This window comes from Klebsiella sp. JN_Kp121 (assembly GCF_040062145.1).
Lineage (GTDB): Bacteria > Pseudomonadota > Gammaproteobacteria > Enterobacterales > Enterobacteriaceae > Klebsiella > Klebsiella aerogenes.
On the sequence record NZ_JBEAHX010000022.1, the window covers coordinates 1 to 729 of the forward strand.

Consider the following 729-nt stretch of genomic DNA (forward strand, 5'->3'; position numbering starts at 1 on the left):
CCATGCCGCGATGAGTCCGACGCCGACCAGGGGACGTCGTATCTGTTTAAAGAGAAGTTCGATACCCCGAACGGGCTGGCGCAGTTCTTCACCTGTGACTGGGTCGCGCCGATCGATAAGCTCACCGACGAGTATCCGATGGTGCTCTCAACGGTGCGCGAGGTCGGCCACTACTCCTGCCGTTCGATGACCGGCAACTGCGCAGCGCTGGCAGCGCTGGCGGATGAACCGGGCTATGCGCAAATCAACACCGCCGACGCCGAACGGTTAGGCATCGAAGATGAAGCGCTGGTGTGGGTCAATTCGCGTAAGGGCCGCATCATCACCCGCGCGCAGGTCAGCGATCGGCCGAATAAAGGCGCGGTGTACATGACCTACCAGTGGTGGATCGGCGCCTGTAACGAGCTGGTGTCGGAGAACCTGAGTCCGATAACCAAAACGCCGGAGTACAAGTACTGCGCAGTTAACGTTGAGCGGATTGCCGATCAGCGCGCGGCGGAACAGTACGTAATCGAGGAGTACAACAAGCTGAAAGCCCGCCTGCGCGAAAGCGCGATGGGTTAAGGTTCGGCGGCCTTACCCGATATCCGGGCCCCTCCCCGGTGGCGCTTACGCTTACCGGGGCTACCGACCGAATACCGAACCGTAGCCCGGATAAGGCGCTATGTGCCGCTATCCGGGAACCCTCCCCGGTGGCGCTTACGCTTACCGGGGCTACCAACCGACTAC

1 protein-coding gene is annotated in these 729 nt (G+C 61.3%); it reads left to right on the forward strand.

Features of this window, described 5'->3' with window-relative positions; translation table 11 throughout:
• On the forward strand, positions 1-564 hold a 564-nt coding region (locus tag ABLU86_RS17715), incomplete at its 5' end, for a molybdopterin dinucleotide binding domain-containing protein (protein WP_276588395.1).
• Positions 565-729: the final 165 nt, after the last annotated feature.